We start from the raw sequence: 20,336 nt of genomic DNA, 5'->3' as shown, positions 1-20,336 counted from the left end.
GAGTCCGGCGCTCACGTCCCCTTCGAAGGAGAACCACCGATGTCCGAATCCGCAATGGCGCGGAAGACCCCTGTCAGAGCCGCCGTGGCCTCTTTCATGGGCAGCGCCGTCGAGTACTACGACTTCTTCCTGTTCGGCTCCGCCGCCGCGCTGATCTTCCCCACCGTGTTCTTCCCCAGCGGTGACCAGGCCGCGCTGGTGATGTCGTTCGCCACGTTCGGGTTCGCCTACATCGCGCGTCCGTTCGGCGCGGTCATCCTCGGCCACTTCGGCGACCGCATCGGTCGTCAGAAGGTGCTGATGTTCACCCTCATCCTCATGGGGGCATCGACGTTCATCATCGGCTGCCTCCCCGGCTTCGCACAGATCGGCTGGGCCGCCCCGGCGCTGCTCGTGCTGTGCCGGCTCCTGCAGGGACTGTCCGCCGCCGGCGAGCAGGCCGGCGCGTCGTCGCTGACCCTCGAGCACGCACCCGACGACCGACGCTCGTTCTTCACCTCCTGGACGCTGACCGGCACACAGGGCGGGCAGATCCTCGCGGCGCTGATCTTCATCCCGGTGGTCGCCATGCCCGACGAGCTCAAGTTCAGCTGGGGCTGGCGCATCCCCTTCTGGCTGAGCGCCGTCGTCGTCGTGGTCGCCTACGTCATCCGCCGCTCCCTTCACGAGACCCCCGAGTTCGAGGACGCGAAGGCGGAGGGCAAGATCGCCCGTCTGCCCCTGATCCCGTTGCTGCGCGATCACTGGCGCGACGTCCTGCGCGTGATCTTCTGCGCCTTCATCGCCGCCGTCTCGACGGTCTTCGGCAACCTCGCCCTGGCCTACGGCAAGCAGGTGGGACTGGCGGAGAGCCTGACCCTCTGGCTCGTCGTCATCGCCAACGTCGTCGCGCTCGGCACGCAGCCCTTCTTCGGTACCCTCGCCGACCGCTACGGACGCAAGCCCGTCTTCATCTATGGCGCGGCCGCGTCGGCGGCGCTGATGCCCTTCTACATGCTCTCGATGAGCAGCGGCAACACGTTCCTCACCCTCGTGCTCGCCGTGCTGACCTTCTCGTTCGGCTACGCGGCGGCCAACGCGGTGTGGCCGTCGTTCTACGGCGAGATGTTCTCGACGCGGGTGCGCTTCTCCGGAATGGCGATCGGCACGCAGCTCGGCTTCCTCATGGCCGGATTCGCTCCCTCGATCGTCACCGCGCTGGGCGGCGTCGCCCCCGGCGGGTGGGTCGTCATCAGCATCTTCACCGCCGTGATCGCCCTCATCGCCATCGTCAGCGCGGCGACGGCGCGCGAGACCCGCAGCGTCCCGACCGCGCAGCTGGGCCTCCCGCGCACGACCGTGCGGACGAGGGAGAGCGTCTCGGCGTGACGCGCCGGGACGGCCGTACGCCGCGTCCCCTCGCCGGGGCGCGGCGTGCGGCCGTGTGCCGCTCAGGGGCGGGGGCGCCGCATCACGATCTCGGCGCCGATCGCGCTCGAGAACGTCTCCCCCGTCGGCACGAAGCCGAGCCGGCGGTAAGCGGCCTGCGCGCGGGCGTTGTCGACGTGCACGTCGAGGGTCAGCGCCTCGGCACCGCGGTCGCGGGCCCAGTCGTGGGCGGCGTCGACGAGTCGCCCGAGCAGCCCCGTCCCCCGGTGCGAGGGCGCGACGTAGACGCCCACGAGGTCCGCTCGCGACGCCGTCACGGCGCGATCGAGATGATCCGATGCTCCGGGCTCCCGCAGGAGCACCGTGACCGTTCCGACCCACCGGCCGCCGTCGTCGGCGATGAACTGCGCCGCATCCGCGCCGATCGCGGCGCCCGCCGCCCGCTCACGCCAGAAGGATTCGTCGCGCGCTCGCTCCTGCTCGGTGGTGGTCAGGAACGCGATGGATGCCGCGGGATCGCCGACGGCCTCGATCCGCAGGTCGCGCACTTGGCGCCATTCCGGCATCCGCACGCGGCGGACGTCCGGCTCGTCCGTCACTCCGCGACGTCCTGATAGGCGGCGAAGAGCAGCGACTCGTCCGGTGCCTGGAGGACCGTCGGCTTGGCGATGTCGTCGAGCACGATGAAACGGAGCATCGCGCCCCGCGTCTTCTTGTCGCGCTGCATCGTCGCCAGCAGCTGCTTCCATGCTCCCGAGCGGTAGGAGGTGGGCAGGCCCAGCAGCTCGAGGATGCGGCGGTGCCGGGCGGCGGCGTCGTCCGAGAGACGCCCCGCCAGCCGCGACAGCTCGGCGGCGAACAGCATCCCCACCGAGATGGCGGCGCCGTGGCGCCATTGGTACCGCTCGGCGTGCTCGATCGCGTGACCCAGCGTGTGCCCGTAGTTGAGCACCTCCCGAAGCCCCGCCTCGCGCAGGTCCTCCCCCACGACGCGAGCCTTCATCTCGATGGCCAGCTCGATGCAGCGGCGGAAGGCGGGCGACTGCGGGTCGACGGCGGCGTCGGGGTCGGCCTCGATCAGGTCGAGGATCTCCGGGTACCAGATGAACCCCGCCTTGACGACCTCGGCGAAACCGGCCACCCGCTCGTTGCGGCTCAGCGAGTCGAGCATCGCCAGATCGCAGACGACGGCGCACGGCGGCCAGAACGCTCCGACGAGGTTCTTGCCCTCCGCGGTGTTGATCCCGGTCTTGCCGCCCACGGCGGCGTCGACCATGCCGAGCACGGTGGTGGGCACCTGGACGACCGCCACGCCGCGCAGCCAGGTGGCGGCCACGAACCCGGCGAGATCGGTGACCGCGCCGCCGCCGAAGCCGACGACGGCGTCGGTGCGGGTGAAGTCGGCCTGTCCCATCACCTGCCAGCAGAAGGCCGCGACCTCGACCCGCTTGCCGGACTCGGCATCGGGGATCTCGGCCAGGAGCACCTGACGCTCGGTCGTCATCAGCAGCTCTCGCAGCTGCGCCGCCTGCGCCGCCAGGGTCGGCGGGTGGATCACGAGCACCTTGCGGGCCGTCTCGGGCAGCGCCGAGCCGACGAGGGGAAGGATGTCGCGGCCGATCGTGATGTCGTAGGGCTGATCTCCCGCGACAGTGATGACGGTGTTCTCGCTCATGAGTCCTCCTGACGCCGGGCGTCTGCGTGCACCCAGTCGACGATGCCGGCCACGACATCGGCGAGGGGTCCGGTCGAGGTGTCGAAGGTGATGTCGGCGACCTGCTCGTACACGGGGCGCCGTTCATCGAAGATGCGGGTCCAGCGCGCCACGGGGTCTTCGCCGGCCAGGAGCGGGCGCGCACCGCCCCCGATGCGCGAGGCGATGATGTGCGGTTGGACGGTCAGCAGCACGACGTCGTGCCGTCGGAGGTCATCGCGGGTGGCGGGGTCGAGGACCGACCCGCCGCCGAGGGCGACCACCCCGCCGACGGCGAGGGCCTCCTGCACCGCGAGGCGCTCGACGGAGCGGAAGTGCGCCTCGCCGTGCGTGGTGAACAGGTCGGCGATCGCCCCGTGATCGCGGACGACGATCTTGTCGGTGTCGGTGAACGGTCGATCCAGGGCCCTCGCGACGCGGCGGCCGACGCTCGTCTTGCCGGCTCCCATCGGCCCGATCAGGACGAGTGCGCGCCCCGTCATCCGAGCGACAGGGCGTCGTCGCTGTCCGACGCCGTCTGCAGGGTGCCCGGGATGGCGGCGAGGTAGCCCTCGAGGTTCCGCCGCGTCTCGGCGACGCTGTCGCCGCCGAACTTCTCCAGCACCGCCTCCGCGAGCACGATCGCCACCATCGCCTCGGCGACCACGCCGGCCGCGGGCACCGCGCACACGTCGGAGCGCTGGTGGTGGGCCGTCGCGGCCTCGCCGGTCGCGACGTCGATCGTGCGCAGCGCGTGCGGGACGGTCGCGATCGGTTTCATCCCGGCGCGCACGCGCAGGACGGTGCCGGTGGACATGCCACCCTCGGTGCCGCCCGCCTTGTCGGAGGCGCGCGTGATGCCCTCCGACGCCGCGAACAGCTCGTCGTGGGCGGCCGACCCGCGCCGGCGCGTGGTCTCGAAGCCGTCGCCCACCTCGACGCCCTTGATGGCCTGGATGCTCATGAGGGCCTGCGCGAGCCGGCCGTCGAGGCGGCGGTCCCACTGCACGTGCGAACCGAGGCCGGGCGGCAGCCCGTACGCGAGCACCTCCACGATGCCGCCGAGCGTGTCGCCGTCCTTCTTCGCGGCATCCACCTCGGCCACCATCCGCGCCGACGTCGCGGGGTCGAAGCACCGCAGCGGATCGGCGTCGAGCGCCTCGACGTCGTCGGGGGTCGGCAGCGCCGCGTCGGAGGGCACCTGCACGGGACCGATCGAGAGGGTGTGACTCACGAGACGGATGCCGAGCTCGCCGAGGAAACCCCGGGCGATCGCACCGAGGGCGACGCGCGCCGCGGTCTCGCGGGCGCTGGCGCGCTCCAGGATCGGGCGGGCTTCGTCGAAACCGTACTTCTGCATGCCGACGAGGTCGGCGTGTCCGGGGCGCGGCCGGGTGAGAGCGGCCCCGCGGCCGCGGGACTTCTCCGTCAGCTCGACGGGCTCCGCGCTCATGACCTCGGTCCACTTCGGCCACTCGGTGTTGCCGATGCGCAGGGCGATCGGGCTTCCCATGCTGAAGCCGTGTCGGACGCCGGACGAGATGGTGAGTTCGTCCTCTTCGAACTTCATCCGCGAGCCGCGGCCGTAGCCGAGCTTGCGGCGCGCGAGATCGGCCTGGATGGCGGCGCGCGAGACGGGGACGCCGGCGGGCAGTCCCTCCATGAAGGCGACGAGTTCGGGGCCGTGCGATTCGCCGGCCGTGAGCACGCGGAGCATTCGCCTAGTCTCCCACGAGCGCGCGGGCCATGACGTCCACGACGGCAACCTCGTCGGCGAGCGGCACTTCCGGATCCCCCGTCAGGAACGCCCGGATCTGCAGCACCGCCTGGTGCAGCAGCATCCCGCGCCCGTCGACGGCGGGAGCGCCGGCGTCCTCCCACGCCCGGGCGAGATCGGTGGGCCAGTGCCCGTAGACGACGTCGTAGAGGAGCCCGCCGCCGGCGGCCAGGCGGCGGCAGGTCTCGTCGGCGAGGGTGGTGCCGCCCGGCAGCGTCGAGACGGTGAGATCCACGGATGCCGGGGCCTCGGCATCCGTCGGGGCCGTCGTCACCCGCACCGACAGGCGCGCGCCCAGCTCGAGGAGGGCGGCGGCCGCCTCGGGGCGCCGCGCGACGACCTCGACCGTCTGCGCGCCCAGCTGGGCCAAGGCGACGAGGGCGGATGTCGCCGTCGCGCCGGCGCCGACGATGCGCGCCCGTTCCACGCCGTCGACGCCCTGCGCGCGCACGTCCGCGACGATGCCGCCGACGTCGGTGTTGAACCCGACCCGGTCCCTTTCGGTGAGCACGAGCGTGTTGACGGCACCGGTGAGCGTCGCGGTGCGGTCGCGGCGGGTGGCCGCGGCGAACGCCTCGGCCTTCAGCGGGAAGGTCAGCGACAGTCCGCGGAAAGCGGGCGGCAGGCCGTCCAGAACGGTGCGGAGGTCGGCCGCGGCCACGCGCCGCCGACCGTAGGTCCAGTCGAGGCCGAGCCGCGCGTACGCGGCGCGATGCAGCCGCGGCGACAGGCTGTGGTCGATGGGGTCGCCCCACACCTCCAGAGCGGTGCCCGAGGGCAGCACCGCGGAGGCGGTCGAGGCGTCAGCAGTCGTCACTGGCGTTGGCGGCGCACCACTGCTGCCACTGGGCGACGGCCTTCTCATGCTCGGCGTAGGTCGTGCTGAACACGGTCTCGCCCGTCTCGAGGTTGACGGTCACGAAGTACAGCCAGGGGCCGTCGGCGGGGTGCATGGCGGCGTCGATCGCGAGGTCGCCCGGGTTCGCGATGGGCCCCACCGGCAGTCCCGGGTGGAGGTAGGTGTTCCACGGGTTGTCGTTGGCGAGGGCCTCGGCCGAGGAGCTGGCCGTGCCCTTGTTGATCTCGTTGTAGCCGTACTGCGCGGTGGAGTCCATCTGCAGGAGGCCGTGGGTCTCCTCGTTGTCCGGGTCCAGGCGGTTCTCGATGACGCGCGACACCTTGTAGAAGTCGGCGGTGAACCGCGCTTCGCGCTGGATGATCGAGGCGACCGTCAGGATGCGCTCACGCTGGTCGACGGGAACGCCGGCGGCATCCAGCGACGAGACCGTGCGGTCCACGAGGGTCTTGATCACCTGCTGCGCACTCGTGCCGGGGTCGAAGGTGTAGGTCGCCGGGAACAGCCAGCCCTCCAGCGTCGTCGCCGCGACGCCGTACTGCGACGGGTCGGCGGCGGCGGCCTGCAGATCGGCGAGGGGGATGCCGGTGCCGTCGGCGAGCCGCGTGAGGGTCGACTCCATGGTGAGGCCTTCGGGCAGCTGCGCCGTGTTCTCCCGACGACTGGCCGGATCCTCCAGGGCCTTCAGGGCCGCCGCGGACGACATCTTCTGCTTCAGCGCGTAGACGCCGGGCTGGAAGGTCGGGTTCTGGCCGGTCTTGATGAGGTAGTCGTAGAACGCGCCGTCGGTCTTCGTGACCCCGGCCTGGAAGAGCGTCGTGGAGATCGTCGAGCCGGTGTCGCCGCTGACGATGGTCACCGTCGCGTCGCCCTCCGCGATGCCGTCCTCGTAGTCCTTCGGCTCCTCCCAGCCCATGAACGAGCGGATCTTGTCCTCGTACGTGTTCCACACGTAGAAGCCGCCACCGGCGATCCCGCCGACGATGGCGAGGATCACGCCGAAGATCACCCAGCCGGCGATGCGGCTCTTGCGGCGGTCCCGGTCGTGCTGCTTCACACGCTCGCGTTCGGCGTGCTCTTCGGCCTGGAACAGCGCGGCGAGCTGGTGGTGCTCCGACGGCGGCTCCTCGCGGCGCTCCGGTGCGTCGACGGCGCCCGCGCCGGCGGCATCGGCTGCGGCGACGGGGCCGGCCGGCTCCCCCCTGCGCGCCGACACGGGCGGCGCGCTCGCGGCGAGGTCGGCGGGCGGCTCGGCCGCGGCGGCGGGCACGTTCGCGACCGGGGAGGTCGCGGCGCCCGCCGCGGCCGCTTCCCGGGCGGCGCGGCGCGACGGCGGGACGGCCGGCGGCTCCTCGGCGCGGGGTCGGTCGCTCGCACGGGTCTCGGAGCCCCAGGGAGCACCGGACGACGGCGCCGCGCTCCGCGGCGTCGGGAGTTTGCTGAACAGGTCCGCGAACTCATCGTCGTTCGGCGGGGTTTCGGGCATCAGACGGGCTCCTGCAGATCGGGCACGGCGGCGCCGGCGGGGGCACCGGTGCTCTTCTCGACATCGATCGCCTGCTGCAGCAGGACCACCGCGGCGACTTGGTCGACAATCCTACGAGACGAACGCTGAGAGCGCCCGGCGCTGCGCAGGGCCGCGTGGGCGGTCACCGTGCTGAGCCGCTCGTCCACCAGTCGCACGTCGATCCCGGATGCCGCGCGCAGCGCCGCCGCGAACTCCCGCGCGTCCGCGGTGGACGCGGTGTCCCCGCCCGCGAGGCTGATCGGCAGGCCCACCAGCAGCTCCATGGCGGAGTACTCCCCGGCGAGCTCCACGATGCGCGCGACGGCGGCGTCGGTGCGCGCCACCGTCTCGACCGGGACGGCCAGCAGGCCGTCGCGGTCGCACCGCGCCACCCCGACGCGCGCTTTCCCGACGTCGATGCCGAGGCGCACGCCCGGGCGGAATCCGCTCACGCGCCCGGGGTCTCCAGCGCGCGGGTGAGGGCGGTGAGCGCGCTCGGAAGGGCGCTCACATCCGTCCCGCCGCCCTGGGCGACGTCATCGCGGCCTCCCCCGCCGCCGCCGAGCACGCCGGCGGCGGTCTTGGCGAGCACGCCGGCCTTCGCACCGGCGCCGCGGGCCGCATCGTCGGTCGCGACGATCACGATCGGCCGCCCGCCGACGTCGGCGCCGAGCGCCACGACGGCTCCGGCCCCGACCCGTTCGCGGATCTGCAGCGCGAGCGTACGCACATCGTCGGCGGATGCCGCCGTGCCGAGCGTCTGCGCGACGACACGGTAGGCCCCGATCTGCTGCGCCGTCGCCGCCAACTCGGGCAGGCGGCTCTCCAGCGCCTTCGCCTCGAACTGGGCGATGCGCTTCTCGGCGGCCTTGAGGCTCGCGGCGAGATCCGCGACGCGGGCGGCGAGCTGATCCTTCGGCGTCTTCAGCGAGCTGGTCAGCTGCGACACGATGGCGCGCTCGGCCGCCAGCTCGCGGAAGGCGTCCAGCCCGACCAGGGCCTCGACGCGGCGCGTCGACGCCCCCACCGAGGACTCCCCCACGAGGTTGATCAGACCGATCTCGGCGCTGGACGCGACGTGCGTGCCGCCGCACAGCTCACGCGACCACGGGCCGCCGATGTCCACCATGCGCACGGTGTCGCCGTACTTCTCGCCGAACAGCGCCATCGCGCCGGCGGCCTTCGCCTCGTCGAGGGGAAGCACGCGCGTGGTCACCTGCAGGTTGTCCCGCACGGCGTTGTTCGCGATCTCCTCGATCTCCGTCTTCGTCGCCTCCGACAGGGTCTGGCCCCACGAGAAGTCGAAGCGCATGTAACCGGCGCGGTTCAGCGATCCGGCCTGCGTCGCGGACCTGCCGAGGGTGTCGCGCAGGGCCGCGTGCACGAGGTGGGTCGCCGAGTGGGCCTGCTGCGCGGCGCGACGGTTGACGGCGTCCACGACGCTCGTCGCCGGCTGCCCGACGCCGACCTCGCCGGAGGTGACCTCGACCGTGTGGCTCACCAGACCCGGGACGGGACGCTGCACGTCGAGCACCTCGAGCTCGTAGCCCGGGCCGACGATGACGCCCTTGTCGGCGACCTGGCCGCCGCTCTCGGCGTACAGCGAGGTCTCGGCGAGGATCACCTCGGCGATCTGGCCCTGCAGCGCGCGCTGGGCGGGGGCGCCGTCGACGAGCAGGCCGAGCACGGTCGACGGGGTCTCCCACTCCGTGTAGCCGGTGAAGACCGTCTCGCCGTGCGCGCGGAAGTCGCGGTACACGCTCGTGTCGGCGAGCTGACGCTTGCGCGAGCGGGCGTCGGCCTTCGCGCGGGCGCGCTGCTCGTGCATCAGCGAGTCGAACGCGTCGCGGTCGACGGACAGGCCCGCCTCCTCCACGATCTCCATCGTCAGATCGATTGGGAACCCGTACGTGTCGTGCAGGAGGAACGCCTCCGCGCCGCCGATCGCGGTGGCGCCGGCATCCTTGGCCGCGGCGATCGAGGCGTCGAGGTTCTCGGAGCCCGCCGCGAGCGTGCGCAGGAACGTCGCCTCCTCGGCGAGGGCGTAGGCGACGAGACGGTCGTAGTCGATGCCCACGACCGGGTACGCCTCCTTCATCGCGTCGCGCGACGCGGCGAAGAGGATCTCGAAGGTCGGGCCGTCCACGCCCAGCAGCCGCATCGAGCGGATGACGCGGCGCATGAGGCGACGCAGGATGTAGCCGCGGCCCTCGTTGGCGGGCGTGACCCCGTCGCTCAGCAGCATCAGCGACGAGCGCACGTGGTCGGCGACGACGCGGAAGCGCACGTCGTCCTCGTGCTTCGCGCCGTACGCCTTTCCGGAGAGGGCGACCGCGGCGTCGAGCACCGGGCGCACCTGATCGGTCTCGTACATGTTGTCGACGCCCTGCTTGAGGAACGCGATGCGCTCGAGCCCCATGCCGGTGTCGATGTTCTTGTTCGGCAGCTCGCCGACGATCGTGAAGTCGTACTTGCTGCGCACGTCGGTGATCTCGTACTGCATGAACACGAGGTTCCAGATCTCGACGTAGCGGTCGTCGTCGGTGGCCGGGCCCCCGTCGATGCCGTAGGCGGGACCGCGGTCGAAGAAGATCTCCGAGCACGGACCGGCGGGGCCGGGAAGACCGGTCGACCAGTAGTTCGTGTCCTTACCGAGGCGCTGGATGCGCTCCTCGGGCAGGTCGGTGAGGCGCAGCCACAGGTCGTGCGCCTCGTCGTCCTCCTCGTAGACGGTGACCCAGAGGTCCTTCGGGTCGAAGCCGAGGCCGCCCTCCTCCTCCGCCGTGGTCAGCAGCTCCCACGCGTAGCGGATCGCGCCTTCCTTGAAGTAGTCGCCGAACGACCAGTTGCCGAGCATCTGGAAGAACGTGCCGTGGCGCGGCGTCTTGCCGACCTCTTCGATGTCGTTCGTGCGGATGCACTTCTGGTTGTCGGCCGCGCGCGCGTAGGGCGCCGGCACGTCGCCGGACAGGTACGGGATGAACGGCACCATGCCGGCCACGGTGAACAGCAGCGCCGGGTCGTCGGTGACCAGGGATGCCGAGGGCACGATCGTGTGCCCGTTCTTCTCGAAGTAGTCCAGGTAGCGCTGGGCGATCTCGGCGGTCTTCATCTGTGGGTTCCTCGGCAGAGCACGGGCGTGCGGGATCGGGCGGTCCCGGACGGGGACGGTGCGGGGTGGGTCAGTCGGCGTTCTTGACGGCGTCGGCCGCGGCGTCGACGGCGCTGGAGGCGGCATCCTTCGCGGCCTCCACGGCGTGGGCTGCGGCATCCTTGACGTTCTCGGCGATGCCGTCGATCTTCGCCTCCTGGGCGCGATAGGCCTCGCCGATGCGATCGGTGAACTCGGTGATGCGGGCATCGACCTCCGCGAGCACCTCGTGGCCGCGCGGATCCTTGTTCACCAGGTGGGCGGCGACGAAGCCCCCCGCGAGTCCGACGACGAACCACAGCACGCTCTTCATGGGTTCCATGTTAGGTGCACGGGTGATCCGGATGGGCGCGGGGACGACGAAGGGCGCCGGGGGAACCCCGACGCCCTTCGGGCGGCATCCGATCGCTGAGCGGATGCCGCGAGTCGAAACGGCTCAGCGCGCGGCGTAGTACTCGACGACGAGCTGCACGTCACCGGTCACGGGGACCTCGGCGCGCTTGGGGCGACGCACGAGACGCGCCTGGAGCTTGTCGAGCTCGACCTCGAGGTAGCCCGGAACGGGGGGCAGGACCTCGGCGTGGCCACCGAGCGCGGCGACCTGGAAGGGCTCCAGCGACTCGCTCTTCGGCTTGACGTGGATGAGCTGACCCGGCTTCACACGGAACGACGGGCGGTCGACGAGCTGGCCGTCCACGAGGATGTGGCGGTGCACGACGAGCTGACGGGCCTGCGCGGTGGTGCGGGCGAAGCCGGCACGCAGCACGAGGGCGTCGAGGCGCATCTCGAGCAGCTCGACCAGGTTCTCACCGGTCAGGCCGTCCTTGCGGCGGGCCTCGTTGAACGTGTTGCGCATCTGCTTCTCGCGGATGCCGTACTGCTCGCGCAGACGCTGCTTCTCGCGCAGACGGACGGCGAAGTCGCTGTCCTGCTTGCGCTTGGTGCGGCCGTGCTCGCCGGGGGCGTACGGGCGCTTCTCGAGGTACTTGGCTGCCTTGGGGGTCAGCGCGATGCCGAGGGCACGCGACAGACGCACCTTGCGGCGGTCCTGGGACTTCGTAGCCACGAAGTGTTCCTTTCGTTACGCGGACGCGACTGTCGCGCCTCGCGGACGTATCGCCTCTCCTCGCCCTGTCCGGACTGCACGCCGGGGCATGCCGGAAGGTCGGTCAAGAAGAGAGGGGATGCCCGAAAACCGGTTTCGAGCCCCTCAAGCCTATCAGAGCGCTCCCCCGCTGAGCGCGGACCAGCCCAGCGCGAACAGCGGCACGTACAGGAGCGCGATCAGCAGCGCGTGCGTCAGGACGAAACCGAAGGCCTCCAGCGCCTTCCCGCGCAGGCGGAGGTGCCCGGTGAGCTTGCGGATCATCGAGGTGGGATGGCGCACGTCCCAGCTGTTGAACCGCAGGTAGCGGCCGAGGTAGACCCCGACGGCGCCGAGCACGATCACGACCCCGGCGAACACCCAGCTCCCGCCGGGAATGCGCCGGTCCGCCGGATCGAGCAGCAGGACGACCATCGTCTGGACGACCGCCAGGCTGAGGACGGCGTTCGCGATGCCCGACAGTGTCAGCGCCAGCGTCTGGACGATGTCGTACCAGAGCGGGACGGGAGTCGCCCGCCCCCGGTGGCTGAAGTTCAGCTCCGTGATGAGGTAGACCGAGTTCGGGAAGAACAGTAGCCAGACGGCGGTCGCGATGACGAGGTACACCCAGATCGCGACCGTGCCGCCGCCGTCGACCACCTGCGCCGCGCGGCCGAACACGGGTGTCAGCAGCAGGAAGCCGACCCCGAAGACGATCGCCAACAGCACCGGCAGGAAGGACAGGCCGATGTTCACGAGCATCGGCCGGTACAGCCGCACGGCGTACACGCGGGCTCGCAGCACGACGAGCACGGCGGCGTAGACGTTGAGCAGCGCGACCGCCAGGACACCGAGAAGCAGAGCCGACACCCCGCCAGCCTGGCACATCGCCCGCGCGCGCCGGGGCGCGCGGGTCAGCCGAGCAGGTCGAGGATGCCGACGGGGTAGACGGGCCGTGTCGTGTCCCGCGCCGCGGCGGCGATGTCGTACCAGCCGACGCTCGTGTGGCTGTCGCGGACCGCGATCCGCCCGTCGACGGGGAGGGCGCTGAGCGTGCGCGAGCGCACCCGGAAGACGTGCACGATCTCGTGGCCGCGTCCGGCGGGGCCATCGAAGATGTTCTCGGTGACGCCGAGCGGCTCGACGTCGTCGAGTGGGGCGTCGAGCTCCTCCGCGAACTCGCGGGCGAGTGCCACCGCGGCCGGCTCGCCGAAGGCGATTCCGCCGCCCGGCGCCCGGAGGAACTCGCCGTGCCGGTCGTTCGCGGGGTACGACTCCAGCAGCACGCGACCGTCGTGCACGACGAGCCCGACGGCGATGGCGCGGACGCGATCGGGTGCGCTCAGCTCTGCCGCATACGCGCGGACCGCGCGCTGATAGCGCGGCAGTCGCGGAGCGAGGGTGGTGAGGGCGGTGGTCAGCGCGCGCGCCGGCTTCTCGTCGGAGAACAGCGCGAGCGAGAGGAAGGCGCGGGCGGCGTCGATGAGGGGGTCGTCGTCGGCGACGCCCCGCAGAAGGGCGATGGCGGCCGAGGACTCGCCGACGTTTCGCAGGGAGCTGGCCAGCTGGATGACCGCGCGTGTGCGGTGCGGGCTCGCCAGTCCCCGGCCGAGGGCGTCGCGATAGAGCGGGATCGCCTCCCGCTCCTCTCCGAGGGAATCGTGCAGAGAGGCGCGTTCGTAGCTCGCGCGGGCGTCGTCCTGCCCGCGGGCGGCCAGGATCGCGGCCAGCTCGGCGCGGGCCCGCTCCGGTCGCTCGAGGTCGACGTGCTCCCAGAAGCGGTCGAGGTCGTCCTCCGCCGCCGCCGGATCCGCCGCCGTCGCCGCCGCCGCACCGACCGCGGCGCCGTCGCGCCCCGTCCACGCCGAGCCGGCGACGCCCTGCAGGTCGCGGAGGGTCGGATCGTCGAGGTCGGATCGCAGGAAGACCTGCAGGCCCCGCACCGCCTCCCCCGCGTCGCTCAGGTCTCCCGACAACAGGTGGGCGATGAGGGCGTCGAGGGTGACGGTGAGGACGGTGCCCGTCTCGCCCGTCTCCCATCGGGGTTCGCCGACGCGGCGGCATCCGGCGGCGATCACGACGTGCTTGCGCCGCGTCGAGTTGGCGCCCGACCACTCCGAGCCGGCGTGGAACAGGGCCGCCGCGCGGTGGCCGGTCTCCTCCCGCAGCTCCCGCGCCGCTGCGGTGACCGGGTCCTCACCGGGATCGATGAGGCCGCCCGGCAGCTCCCGCACGGGCATGCGCGGGCCGACGCGGAACTGTTCGAACAGCAGCGCACGGCCCGCGTCCGTCACCGCGATCACCGCGACCGTGTCGCCCTGCACGAGGACGTCCCAGTCCGAGACGGAGCCGTCGGGAAGACGGTAGGTGTCACGGCGCACCGTGGTGTAGCCGTCGTAGACGGTCTCCTGGCCGAGGCGGACCCAGGGGGTTGCTGCGCTGTCGTCGTCCATCATCCGATCCTCGCACCGGGGCGGCCGCGTCAGTCGCCGAGGATCTTCCTGATCTTCTCGACGCGGGCCGCGATGTCGCGCTCGAGCCCGCGTCCCGTCGGCTCGTAGTAGTGACGGCCGCGGAGCTCGTCGGGCAGGTACTGCTGCGTCGCCACACCGACCTCGAGGTCGTGCGGATAGACGTACCCCTTGCCGTGGCCGAGGCGCTTGGCGCCCGGGTAGTGGGCATCGCGAAGGTGGGTGGGGACGCGGCCGAAGCCGCCCGCGCGGACGTCGGCGATCGCCTTGTCGATCGCCGTGTACGCGGCATTCGACTTCGCCGTCGTCGCGAGGTAGGCGGTCGCCTCCGCGAGCGGGATCCTGCCCTCGGGCATGCCGATGAACGCCACGGCGTCGGCGGCCGCGACGGCGATGACGAGCGCCTGAGGGTCGGCGAGCCCGATGTCCTCGGATGCCGAGATCACCAGGCGCCGCGCGATGAAGCGCGGGTCCTCACCGGCCTCGATCATGCGCGCGAGGTAGTGCATCGCGGCATCCACGTCGGATCCGCGGATGGACTTGATGAACGCGCTGATGACGTCGTAGTGCTCGTCGCCCTGCCGGTCGTAGCGCAGCAGGGCGCGATCGACGGCCTGGGCGACCTGAGCGGCGGTGACGGTCGGCGCCTCGACCTCGGACTCGTCTGCCGTCTCGTCGCCGTCGGCGACCATCGCGGCCGCCGCCTCCAGCGACGTCAGCGCCCGGCGGGCGTCGCCCGACGCGAGCTGGATGAGGGCCGTCCGCGCCTCCGCGTCGAGCCGGACGCGGCCGGCGAGCCCGCGCGCGTCGTCGACGGCGCGGTCCAGGAGCAGGCCCAGATCGTCGTCGGTCAGCGGCTGCAGCGTCAGCAGCAGCGAGCGCGACAGCAGCGGCGAGATGACCGAGAACGACGGGTTCTCGGTCGTGGCCGCGATGAGGATGACCCAGCCGTTCTCGACGCCGGGAAGCAGCGCGTCCTGCTGCGCCTTGGTGAACCGGTGGATCTCGTCGAGGAACAGGATCGTCGAGATCCCGTAGAGGTCGCGCTGGGTCATGGCCTCCTGCATGACCTCGCGCACGTCCTTCACGCCCGCCGTCACCGCCGACAGCTCGACGAAGCGGCGCCCCGAGGTGCGCGCGATGGCCTGCGCGAGCGTGGTCTTGCCCGTGCCCGGCGGTCCCCACAGGATCACTGAGACGGCGGTCTTGGCCGCGCCGGACGGATCCGCGAGCGCGACCAGGGGCGACCCCGGGCGCAGCAGGTGCGCCTGCCCGGCGACCTCGTCGAGCGACGTGGGGCGCATCCGAACGGCCAACGGGGTCTGACCCTGGAAGAGAGCGGATGCCGATGCCACGCACCCAGGCTATCCGCGCCCCCCGACGCCGGGGTCGCCGACGGGGACCCGACGGCGCCGTTTGTGGGCGGGAACGGCCGACACGTAGTCTTCGCGTAGTGTTTGTGCGCCCCCGGATCGCGGGGAACGAGGGAGGTCCGGGTGGCTGCGGCGACAGGGAAGAAGCAATCGCGCGTCGAGAAGGAGCGGGCGCGGGCCTACCGTGCGCGCCAGGAGTTCCATGAGGGCCTGATCGCACGTCGCCGCCGCGACAACCTCATCGCCGGAGTCGCCGGCGGTCTGCTGATCCTCGCCGTCGTCGGCGGCCAGGTCGCCTACTACACGACGGGACCGGGCGCCCCGACGCCGGTTCCCACCGATACCGGCACCCCCGCGCCGACCCCGATCGAGCTGCCCGGGTCGTCGCAGATCCCGACGCCGACCCCCACTCCCTGACGCGTCCGGCCTCGGGTCCGGCGGGTGCGTGCGCCCACCACGGACGACGGGGTCGCGCATATAGGCTGTAAGCCGACCGAACCCCCATGCGGCGTGCGCCGCGACGAGGTGCTATCCGTGACTGACGTCTCCCCTTCCCAGCCCGACCACGAGCCCGCAGAGCAGGCCGCCGTCGAGGAACCCGTGCTCGCCGACGACGGCGTGGACGCCGACGCTCCGACCGCGCCCGCGCCCGTCGACGAGGCGCCCTCCGACGAGGCGCCGGTGGAGTCGGCTCCCGTCGAAGAACCCGCCGCCGACACTGTGCCCGCCGCGGACGCCGGTGCGGCTCCCGTGCCGACGCCGCGAGCCGTTCCCGTGCCGCGCCCGCCGGCGCGTCGGGCGGCCGTCGCTCCCCTGCCGTCGGCGGTGCCCGACACGTTCGGCCGCGTGGACGACGACGGCACCGTCTCGGTGCGTGAGGGCGATGAGTGGCGCGTCGTGGGCCAGTACCCGGACGGTACGCCCGCGGAGGCGCTCGCCTACTTCGAGCGCAAGTACGTCGACCTCGCCGGCGAGGTCACCCTCCTCGAGGTGCGCCACCGCAACGGCGGCGCCTCGGCATCCGATCTGCGGGCGACCCTCGCGACCGTTCGCGAGCGTGTGACCGGCGCGGCCGCGGTGGGCGACCTCGCGGCGCTGGAAGAACGCCTCTCCGCCCTGGATGTCGCGCTCAGCGAGGCGTCCGCGGAAGAGGCCCAGGCCCAGCGCGAAGCGGTGGATGCCGCGATCGCCGAGCGGACCGCTCTCGTCGAGCGCATCGAGGCCATCGCCGCCCGCGATCCGAAGTCGATCCAGTGGAAGCAGACGACCGCCGAGGTGGGCGAGCTCTTCGCGCAGTGGCAGGCGCACCAGGCCACCGGGCCGCGCCTTCCCAAGAACACGGGCCAGCAGCTGTGGAAGCGATTCCGCGACGCGCGTGCGGTTCTCGACAAGCACCGTCGTGAGTTCTACGCCGGCATGGACGAGCAGCACCGCTCCGCGCGCGACGCCAAGGCGCGGCTCGTCGAGCGGGCCGAGGCCCTCGCCAGCAAGGGCGAGGACGGCATCGGCGCGTACCGCACGCTGCTGGACGAGTGGAAGAGCGCGGGCCGCGCGGGCAAGAAGGCGGACGACGCCCTGTGGGCCCGCTTCAAGGCGGCCGGTGACGCCCTCTACGCCGCGCGCAGCGACCGCGAGCAGGCCGACGCCGAAGCCTCGCGCGAGAAGATCGACGCCAAGCGCGAGCTGCTCGCCGAGGCGGCCGCGGTGCCGCAGGAGAAGGACCTGGTGAAGGCCCGCACGCTCCTGACGGGCATCCAGCGCCGCTGGGACGAGATCGGACGCGTGTTCCCCCGCGAGGCCGAGCGGGGCCTCGACGACGACCTCCGCAAGATCGAGCAGAGCCTCAAGGCGCGCGAAGACGCCGACTGGAAGTCGAACAACCCCGAGACGAAGGCGCGTCAGAACGACATGACGCAGCAGCTGCGCGACGCGATCGCGGGTCTCGAGGCCGATCTCGAGAAGGCGAAGGCGTCCAAGAACGCCGGGGCCATCGCCAAGGCCACCGAAGCGCTCGAAGCACGCAAGGGCTGGCTCAAGGCGCTCGGCGGCTGACATCCGGAGCCGGCGGTCTCTCCGCCGGCTCCTCTGCCCCCTGCTCCCTGCCTCTGCGGCTTCCTCCCCGGCGGGGGCGTCGCTCGCGATTGTCCACAGTTCGGTGCCTGTCGTGCCTGCGCGCACCCCGGGGGCGTGAGACTGCCGTCATGCCCTGGCCGTTCCTCTACTTCCCCGGCGACCGTCTGTCACGAACCGAGCTGTCGGCCGCGCGTCTCGACGGTCATGTCGTCGAGGTCGGCGAGGCGTACATGCCCGCCGACGCCGTCGAGACCCGGGAACTTCGCGCCGGATCGGCGCGGCCGTGGCTGTCGGCCGCGCTGGCGTTGACGCACGAGTCGGCGGCCTGGGTGCACGGCGCCCTCGCCGAGCCCCCGGTGCGCCAGCGGGTGCAGCGCGTGACGGCGCGCCGCATCCCGTCGGTGCTCGACGTGCGGCTCGTGTACCGGGATGTCGCGCTCCGGCCGGAGGACGTCGAGGTCATCTCGGGCGTCGCGGTGACCACACCGGAGAAGACCCTCGGCGATCTGGTCCGCGATCTCTGCGGCGGCATCGACACGCAGGGCGCCGTCGACGCCCTCCTGGCGTGGCGCCCCGGCCTCGCCCGGTCGACGGCGGATGCGGTGGCAGAGGGGCCGCCACTGCATCACAAACGCGCGGCGATCGTCTACCTCCGCGCGCGGGCGCAGGAGGTCCGGGCTCAGGAGGAGGTGACGCGGTAGACGTCGTAGACGGCGTCGATGCGGCGCACCGCGTTCAGCACGCGATCCAGGTGCACGATGTCGCCCATCTCGAAGACGTACCGGCTCAGCGCCAGGCGATCGTTCGTGGTCTGCACGGAGGCGGACAGGATGTTCACGTGGTGCTCGCTGAGAACGCGCGTGATGTCGCTGAGCAGCCCGGAACGGTCGAGGGCCTCGACCTGGATGTGCACGAGGAAGACGCTCTTGGTCGTCGGGGCCCACGAGACGTCGATCATCCGGTCGGGGTCGTCCTTGAGCGAGCGCACGTTCGTGCAGTCCGCGCGATGCACCGACACGCCGCTGCCGCGCGTGACGAACCCGACGATCTGGTCTCCGGGGACGGGCGTGCAGCATTTCGCGAGCTTGACGAGGATGTCGGGCGCCCCGCGCACCAGCACGCCGGAGTCTCCCCCGCGCGGAGCCTTCGAGCGCCCGATGTGCGGGATCTCGATCGGCCCGGTGGAGGTGTCCTCCTGCGAGCTGACGAGCGCCGTGACCTTCTCGAGCACCGACTGGGTGGACACGTGTCCTTCGCCGACGGCGGCGTAGAGCGCGGTGACGTCCTCGTAGCGGAGCTGATGGGCGACCTCGGTGAACGAGTCCTGGTTCATCAGCCGCTGCAGCGGCAGGTTCTGCCGTCGCATCGCGCGGGCGATGGCGTCCTTGCCCTGCTCGACGGCTTCCTCTCGGCGTTCCTTCGTGAACCACCCGCGGATCTTGTTGCGGGCACGGGTGCTCTTGACGAACCCCAGCCAGTCCTGGCTCGGGCCGGCATCCGGGTTCTTCGAGGTGAACACCTCGACGACGTCACCCGAGTGCAGTTCGGACTCGAGGGGAACGAGGCGCCCGTTGACCTTGGCGCCCATCGTCCGATGGCCGACCTCGGTGTGCACGGCATACGCGAAGTCCACCGGCGTGCCGCCGGCGGGAAGACCGATCACGCGTCCCTTGGGCGTGAAGACGTAGACCTCTTTCGCCCCGATCTCGAAGCGCAGCGAGTCGAGGAACTCGCCCGGATCGGCCGTCTCGGCCTGCCAGTCGGAGATATGGGCGATCCACGCCATGTCGGTGTCGACCGACTTGGCCTCGGACTTGCCGCCGGCCATCCGCTCCTTGTACTTCCAATGCGCCGCCACGCCGTACTCGGCCTGCTGGTGCATCTCGTTGGTGCGGATCTGGATCTCGACGGTGCGTCCGCCGGGACCGATCACCGTCGTGTGCAGCGACTGGTAGAGGTTGAACTTCGGGGTCGCGATGTAGTCCTTGAACCGGCCGGGGATCGGTGTCCACCGCGCGTGGATCGAGCCCAGCACCGCGTAGCAGTCGCGCACGGTGTTCACGAGCACGCGGATGCCGATGAGGTCGTAGATGTCGTCGAACTCGCGGCCGCGCACCACCATCTTCTGGTAGACGGAGTACAGCTGCTTGGGGCGCCCCATCACGCGACCGCGGATGCGCAGATCTCGGAGGTCCGCCTCGACCGCCTCGATCACCTTGTGCATGTACTCCTCGCGCTGCGGCGTGCGCTGCTTCACGAGGCTGTCGATCTCGGCGTAGAGCTTCGGGTGCAGCACGGCGAACGAGAGGTCTTCGAGCTCGCTCTTGACGGCCTGGATGCCGAGGCGATGCGCCAGCGGTGCGTAGATCTCGAGCGTCTCGGTCGCCTTCTTCGCCGCCTTCTCGGGCGGGACGAAGCCCCAGGTCCGTGCGTTGTGCAGGCGGTCGGCGAGCTTGATGATCAGCACCCGGATGTCCTTGGACATCGCGACGATCATCTTGCGGACGGTCTCGGCCTGCGCGGCATCCCCGTACTTGACCTTGTCGAGCTTGGTGACGCCGTCGACGAGCATCGCGACCTCGTCGCCGAACTCCGCGGCCAGCTCGTCGAGGCGGTAGTCGGTGTCTTCCACGGTGTCGTGCAGGAGGGCCGCGGCGATCGCGCGGGGACCGAGGCCCAGGTCGGCCAGGATCTGCGCGACCGCGAGCGGATGCGTGATGTAGGGCTCGCCGCTCTGACGCTTCTGCGCCGCGTGCGCCCGGGCGGCCACCTCGTAGGCGCGCTCGATGATGGCGACATCGCCCTTGGGGTGGTGCGTGCGCACCGTGCGGATCAGCTGCTCGAGGCCGTTGCGCGACGGCGCGCGGGAGAAGATGCGCGGCACGAGGCGGCGCAGGGAGGAGCTGGGCGGTGGCGCGACGTTTCCGGCACTGTTGGACGTGGGAACCGTCTCGGCCATCCGCTCACCTCCGCCTTGAATGAT

At 71.6% G+C, this 20,336-nt stretch carries 18 protein-coding genes; 4 read left to right on the top strand and 14 right to left on the bottom strand.

All coding sequences use genetic code 11. The annotated features are described in order from the left end of the window. Positions 1-39: 39 nt before the first annotated feature. Complete coding sequence (locus L0965_RS13340; RefSeq protein WP_060958598.1) at positions 40-1,368, top strand: MFS transporter; 1,329 nt, start codon at positions 40-42, stop codon at positions 1,366-1,368. Between the two features lie 62 nt (positions 1,369-1,430). Here L0965_RS13340 and L0965_RS13335 read toward each other — a convergent pair whose 3' ends face one another. The 13 genes from L0965_RS13335 to L0965_RS13275 all read right to left on the bottom strand — a co-directional run bounded on the left by L0965_RS13335 (position 1,431) and on the right by L0965_RS13275 (position 15,211). After that, complete coding sequence (locus tag L0965_RS13335; RefSeq protein WP_101306394.1) at positions 1,431-1,967, bottom strand: GNAT family N-acetyltransferase; 537 nt, start codon at positions 1,965-1,967, stop codon at positions 1,431-1,433. Next, positions 1,964-3,043 carry a 3-dehydroquinate synthase gene (gene aroB, locus L0965_RS13330; protein ID WP_101306393.1) on the bottom strand — a complete coding sequence of 360 codons (1,080 nt, stop codon included), beginning with the start codon at positions 3,041-3,043 and terminating at the stop codon, positions 1,964-1,966. Before aroB ends, L0965_RS13335 begins: the two co-directional genes overlap by 4 nt. After that, positions 3,040-3,564, bottom strand: coding sequence for a shikimate kinase (locus L0965_RS13325; RefSeq protein ID WP_060958595.1), 525 nt, complete (start codon positions 3,562-3,564; stop codon positions 3,040-3,042). The genes aroB and L0965_RS13325 overlap by 4 nt, the downstream gene beginning before the upstream one ends. Then, a complete protein-coding gene (gene aroC, locus L0965_RS13320; protein ID WP_060958594.1) occupies positions 3,561-4,778 on the bottom strand; it encodes a chorismate synthase in 1,218 nt (405 codons plus the stop codon). The genes L0965_RS13325 and aroC overlap by 4 nt, the downstream gene beginning before the upstream one ends. A gap of 4 nt (positions 4,779-4,782) precedes the next feature. Further along, entirely contained in the window at positions 4,783-5,655 is an 873-nt protein-coding gene (locus L0965_RS13315) for a shikimate dehydrogenase (protein ID WP_232783905.1), read from the bottom strand. Continuing rightward, on the bottom strand, positions 5,642-7,180 hold the full coding sequence (gene mltG, locus L0965_RS13310; RefSeq protein WP_101306391.1) for an endolytic transglycosylase MltG: 1,539 nt from the start codon (positions 7,178-7,180) through the stop codon (positions 5,642-5,644). Before mltG ends, L0965_RS13315 begins: the two co-directional genes overlap by 14 nt. Beyond that, on the bottom strand, positions 7,180-7,653 hold the full coding sequence (ruvX, locus tag L0965_RS13305) for a Holliday junction resolvase RuvX (RefSeq protein WP_234057992.1): 474 nt from the start codon (positions 7,651-7,653) through the stop codon (positions 7,180-7,182). Before ruvX ends, mltG begins: the two co-directional genes overlap by 1 nt. After that, positions 7,650-10,313, bottom strand: a complete 2,664-nt coding sequence (gene alaS, locus L0965_RS13300) for an alanine--tRNA ligase (RefSeq protein ID WP_101306389.1) — start codon at positions 10,311-10,313, stop codon at positions 7,650-7,652. The genes ruvX and alaS overlap by 4 nt, the downstream gene beginning before the upstream one ends. A 70-nt stretch (positions 10,314-10,383) precedes the next feature. Then, a complete protein-coding gene (locus L0965_RS13295) occupies positions 10,384-10,665 on the bottom strand; it encodes an ATPase (protein WP_231735085.1) in 282 nt (93 codons plus the stop codon). A gap of 123 nt (positions 10,666-10,788) precedes the next feature. Continuing rightward, positions 10,789-11,418, bottom strand: coding sequence for a 30S ribosomal protein S4 (gene rpsD, locus L0965_RS13290; protein WP_060959594.1), 630 nt, complete (start codon positions 11,416-11,418; stop codon positions 10,789-10,791). A 153-nt stretch (positions 11,419-11,571) separates the two neighbouring features. Further along, positions 11,572-12,306 (bottom strand): DUF1361 domain-containing protein, encoded by a 735-nt coding sequence (locus L0965_RS13285; RefSeq protein ID WP_101306388.1) that lies wholly within the window; start codon positions 12,304-12,306, stop codon positions 11,572-11,574. A 44-nt stretch (positions 12,307-12,350) separates the two neighbouring features. Beyond that, a complete protein-coding gene (locus L0965_RS13280; RefSeq protein WP_101307239.1) occupies positions 12,351-13,889 on the bottom strand; it encodes a tetratricopeptide repeat protein in 1,539 nt (512 codons plus the stop codon). Between the two features lie 29 nt (positions 13,890-13,918). Continuing rightward, positions 13,919-15,211: a replication-associated recombination protein A gene (locus tag L0965_RS13275; RefSeq protein WP_061781829.1), complete on the bottom strand. Its 1,293-nt coding sequence runs from the start codon at positions 15,209-15,211 to the stop codon at positions 13,919-13,921. Positions 15,212-15,403: 192 nt separating this feature from the next. On the opposite strand from L0965_RS13275, the gene L0965_RS13270 reads away from it, so the two are divergent. The 3 genes from L0965_RS13270 (at position 15,404) to L0965_RS13260 (ending at position 18,054) form a co-directional block, all read left to right on the top strand. Beyond that, positions 15,404-15,697 carry a dioxygenase gene (locus L0965_RS13270; protein ID WP_101306387.1) on the top strand — a complete coding sequence of 98 codons (294 nt, stop codon included), beginning with the start codon at positions 15,404-15,406 and terminating at the stop codon, positions 15,695-15,697. Between the two features lie 117 nt (positions 15,698-15,814). Next, a complete protein-coding gene (locus L0965_RS13265) occupies positions 15,815-17,332 on the top strand; it encodes a DUF349 domain-containing protein (protein ID WP_101306386.1) in 1,518 nt (505 codons plus the stop codon). Between the two features lie 149 nt (positions 17,333-17,481). Next, positions 17,482-18,054: an SAM-dependent methyltransferase gene (locus L0965_RS13260; RefSeq protein WP_101306385.1), complete on the top strand. Its 573-nt coding sequence runs from the start codon at positions 17,482-17,484 to the stop codon at positions 18,052-18,054. On the opposite strand, the gene L0965_RS13255 is transcribed toward L0965_RS13260, so the two are convergent. Then, entirely contained in the window at positions 18,033-20,312 is a 2,280-nt protein-coding gene (locus tag L0965_RS13255; protein ID WP_060959590.1) for a bifunctional (p)ppGpp synthetase/guanosine-3',5'-bis(diphosphate) 3'-pyrophosphohydrolase, read from the bottom strand. The genes L0965_RS13260 and L0965_RS13255 overlap by 22 nt on opposite strands. Positions 20,313-20,336: the final 24 nt, after the last annotated feature.

Source organism: Microbacterium sp. NFH-22A-Y, from assembly GCF_021401375.1.
Taxonomy (GTDB): Bacteria; Actinomycetota; Actinomycetes; order Actinomycetales; family Microbacteriaceae; genus Microbacterium; species Microbacterium hominis.
The sequence above is the reverse complement of the archived record's forward strand: the minus strand, read 5'-3'. Positions and strand labels throughout refer to the sequence as shown.

Excerpts from the sequence above, each read along its gene's own strand:
- L0965_RS13280 (WP_101307239.1), bottom strand. The coding sequence starts at position 13,889 with ATGGACGACGACAGCGCAGCAACCCCCTGGGTCCGCCTCGGCCAGGAG.
- mltG (WP_101306391.1), bottom strand. The coding sequence starts at position 7,180 with ATGCCCGAAACCCCGCCGAACGACGATGAGTTCGCGGACCTGTTCAGC.
- alaS (WP_101306389.1), bottom strand. The coding sequence starts at position 10,313 with ATGAAGACCGCCGAGATCGCCCAGCGCTACCTGGACTACTTCGAGAAG.
- L0965_RS13340 (WP_060958598.1), top strand. The coding sequence starts at position 40 with ATGTCCGAATCCGCAATGGCGCGGAAGACCCCTGTCAGAGCCGCCGTG.
- L0965_RS13325 (WP_060958595.1), bottom strand. The coding sequence starts at position 3,564 with ATGACGGGGCGCGCACTCGTCCTGATCGGGCCGATGGGAGCCGGCAAG.
- L0965_RS13255 (WP_060959590.1), bottom strand. The coding sequence starts at position 20,312 with ATGGCCGAGACGGTTCCCACGTCCAACAGTGCCGGAAACGTCGCGCCA.
- L0965_RS13260 (WP_101306385.1), top strand. The coding sequence starts at position 17,482 with ATGCCCTGGCCGTTCCTCTACTTCCCCGGCGACCGTCTGTCACGAACC.
- aroC (WP_060958594.1), bottom strand. The coding sequence starts at position 4,778 with ATGCTCCGCGTGCTCACGGCCGGCGAATCGCACGGCCCCGAACTCGTC.
- L0965_RS13295 (WP_231735085.1), bottom strand. The coding sequence starts at position 10,665 with ATGAAGAGCGTGCTGTGGTTCGTCGTCGGACTCGCGGGGGGCTTCGTC.
- aroB (WP_101306393.1), bottom strand. The coding sequence starts at position 3,043 with ATGAGCGAGAACACCGTCATCACTGTCGCGGGAGATCAGCCCTACGAC.
- L0965_RS13275 (WP_061781829.1), bottom strand. The coding sequence starts at position 15,211 with ATGCGCCCCACGTCGCTCGACGAGGTCGCCGGGCAGGCGCACCTGCTG.